Source organism: Roseovarius halophilus (ex Wu et al. 2025) (assembly GCF_047086965.1).
On the sequence record NZ_JBKOTX010000369.1, the window covers coordinates 1 to 3,073 of the forward strand.

Annotated in this window: 3 protein-coding genes; 2 read left to right on the forward strand and 1 reads right to left on the reverse strand. The window is 72.2% G+C overall.

The features are described from left to right. Both ACH107_RS31540 and ACH107_RS31545 read left to right on the forward strand, forming a co-directional pair. Positions 1-1,180, forward strand: a 1,180-nt coding sequence (locus tag ACH107_RS31540; RefSeq protein WP_412509591.1) for a sulfatase-like hydrolase/transferase, incomplete at its 5' end; no start/stop codon positions are given. Positions 1,181-1,191: 11 nt separating this feature from the next. Beyond that, positions 1,192-2,124, forward strand: coding sequence for a lysylphosphatidylglycerol synthase transmembrane domain-containing protein (locus ACH107_RS31545; protein ID WP_412509592.1), 933 nt, complete (start codon positions 1,192-1,194; stop codon positions 2,122-2,124). Here ACH107_RS31545 and ACH107_RS31550 read toward each other — a convergent pair whose 3' ends face one another. Further along, positions 2,125-2,952 carry a RibD family protein gene (locus tag ACH107_RS31550; RefSeq protein WP_412509593.1) on the reverse strand — a complete coding sequence of 276 codons (828 nt, stop codon included), beginning with the start codon at positions 2,950-2,952 and terminating at the stop codon, positions 2,125-2,127. Between the last annotated feature and the right edge of the window lie 121 nt (positions 2,953-3,073).

The window sequence follows — 3,073 nt, forward strand, 5'->3', positions numbered from 1 at the left end:
GGCCGGGGCCGGGGCGCTGCTGTTCGCCGGGGCGGCGGTGGCCGAAATCGGTCAGGCGATGGGCCGATGGACCTTGCCGGTGGCGCCGCCCGGCGCGGCGTTTACAGCGCGCGTCGGGGTTGAACGGGTGCTGACGGCCCGCGAAACGCTGCGCGAGTTGCGGGCATTCAGGGTCGCGGCATCCAGCGACCCCTACGCGGACAGGGCGGGCCTGTTCGACCGGATCGACCGGGACGTGCTGATCGTGTTCATCGAAAGCTATGGCCGGACGAGCCTTGAGACGCCATTCTATGCTGACACGCATCGTGACACGCTGCGCCGCCACGAGGCGGATCTGTCCCGCCGCGGGCTTGCAACGGCATCCGGGCTGCTCAAGGCGCCGACGCGCGGCGGGCAGAGCTGGCTGTCGCACGCGACCTTTGCCAATGGTCTCTGGGTCGATGACCAGGCGCGATACGGGGCGGTGCTGGCATCGGGACGCGAGACATTGTTTCACCTCGCGGCCCGGTCGGGGTTTCACACTGCAGCGGTGATGCCGCAGATCACGCTCGACTGGCCGGAATCCGACCTGATGGGTTTCGACACCGTGCTGGCGGCGCGGGATCTCGGCTATGCGGGCGCGCCGTTCAACTGGGTCACGATGCCGGACCAGTTCACCCTTGCCGCGCTGGACCGGCGCTTGCGCAACGTGACCGGCGGGCGCCCGTTGTTCGCGCAGGTGGCGCTTGCCTCGTCGCACGCCCCGTGGGTGCCGGTGCCCGAGCTGGTGGACTGGGACAGCATCGGGTCGGGGCGGATCTTCGACGCGATGGCCGCGTCCGGCGACCCGCCCGAGGAGGTATGGCGCGACCGGGACCGTGTGCGGCGGCAATACCGCAAGGCCATCGATTACGCGCTGTCGACGGTGTTTTCCTATGCCGCGCGCCATGCCGGCGATCCGCCCTTGATGATCGTGTTGGGCGATCACCCGGCGGCGGATTTCGTCGCCATGGACGACCGCGCCGACGTGCCTGTTCACGTCATCGGCCCGGCCGATCTTGTCAGGGCGACGGAGACGCTGGGCTGGAGGCCGGGGCTGATCCCGGCGCCCGGCGCGCCGGTCACGCGCATGGACCGGATGCGCGACCTGATAATCGATGTCTTCTCGTCCCGCCTGTCTGCCGCGCGGGCAGGCGAATGAGGGGGCGGCGCGTGTCGCGCGGCGCCCTGCGCGCAGGGCAGGTCCTGCTTGCGGGCGCGCTGCTGGCGCTGCTTTGGCACCTGGCCGGCGGGGCGGAGGCGCTGCGCAACCTCACGTCGGCCGACCGGGGGTGGCTGGTGGCCGCCGTGGCGGCCCTGACGCTGCAAACCGTGCTGTCGGCCCTGCGCTGGAAGCTGACGGCGGCGCGGCTGGGGATCACGCTGGAGACGCGCGAGGCGCTGCGCGAATATTACCTCGCGCAGGTCGTGAACCAGTCGCTGCCGGGCGGGGTCATCGGGGATGCCGGCCGGGCGATCAGGGCACGGGGGCAGGCCGGGCTGGTGGCGTCGGGCCAAGCGGTGCTGTTCGAGCGTCTGGCCGGTCAGGCCGGCCTCTTTGCCGTCATGGCGGCGGCATTCATCGTCACGCTGGCCCGGCCCGGCGGCGTGACGTGGCCGTCATGGCTGATCGCGCCGGTCGGCCTGTTCGTGCTGGCCGGGCTGTTCCTGCCCGTTTGCCTGTCGCTTGCCGTCCGCCTGCCGTGCAGGGCGGGCCGCGCGCTGCGGGCCGTGTGGGCACCGCTGGTGCGGTCGCTTGTGGCGCGCGACGTGATCATGCGGCAGGCGGCACTGAGCGTGGGCACGACGATGTGCAACCTCGCGGCATTCGGGTTCTGCGCGCAGGCGGTTGGGCACGGCCTGTCGCCGGCTGCCGTCGTGACCTTCGTGCCGCTCATCCTGCTGACGATGCTGGTGCCGCTGACGATCAGCGGCTGGGGCCTGCGCGAAGGCGCGGCGGCCGTGCTTTTCCCGGTGGCGGGGGCCACGGCGAGCGGCGGGCTGGCGGCGAGTGTCGCCTTCGGGCTGACGGTGATCGTGGCGGCGTTGCCGGGGCTGGGTGTTCTGCTGGCGGCGCGGCGCGGGCAGGCGGCGAGCCTGTTCTGATCAGGATCGCGAGGCGCGCGCCGAGGCGGGGTGTGCCGGTTGCGCCGCCGCGATCGCGGTTTCGGTCAGGGCGCAATCGAACACGACATCCGAGCCCAGCGAATAGGCGCGCGTCTCGGGGCGGATGGCCTCCGACAGTTTCTCGGTCGGTGTCGGCATCGTCAGGCCCTGTGGCCCGCCGCCGATCAGCAACGGGGCGACGGCAACCTGAAGCCGCGTGAGAAGGCCCGCTTCGAGGATGCGGGAAATGGTGATGCCGCCACCCTCGATCATGATGGTGGAAAGGCCGGCCTCGCGCAGGGCGCCGATGATCCGCACCGGGTCGAGCATGCCATCCCTGTCCTGCAGGCGGATCACCTCGACCCCGTCGGGCCGCGGCCGGTCGACGGCCTGCACGATGATGCGCCGCGCGCCGTCGTCGGCCAGCAGGGGGATGTCATCGGGAAGCCGGCCGCGCGGGTCGATCACGATGCGCGCGGGGTTGCTGCCGGGGCACAGCCGGACGGTCAGGCGCGGCGTGTCGTGCAGGGCCGTGCGGACGCCGACGACCACGCCGTCGACCAACGCGCGCATCCGGTGCAGATGCGCCAGCCCGTCGGGGCCGGACACGTCCTGCGCGTCGCCGGTGACGGTGGCGACCCGGCCGTCAAGCGACTGGCCGATCTGCGCGACGGTGACCGGCCCGAGGTCGCGCCGGGCCAGCGGGCCGTAGAGGTCGAGCGCGGATCGTTCCGCGGCGGTCCACTGTCCGCAACACGTGCAGGCCAGCCCGCGCCTGACGGACAGGAGCCGCTGCCAGACCTTCGAGTTCACGTCAATCGGCTGCATTGGGGCTCTCCTTCGATGACCCGCGCGGCAGCGCAAGGATGTCGCCGTGCCCGATGAGGCAGCTCTGTGGCGCGCCGCCGGCCCTGCGCCGGGCGCCCCATGCCGCCGCCCCGCTCGCGCC

Excerpts from the sequence above, each read along its gene's own strand:
- ACH107_RS31550 (WP_412509593.1), bottom strand. The coding sequence starts at position 2,952 with ATGCAGCCGATTGACGTGAACTCGAAGGTCTGGCAGCGGCTCCTGTCC.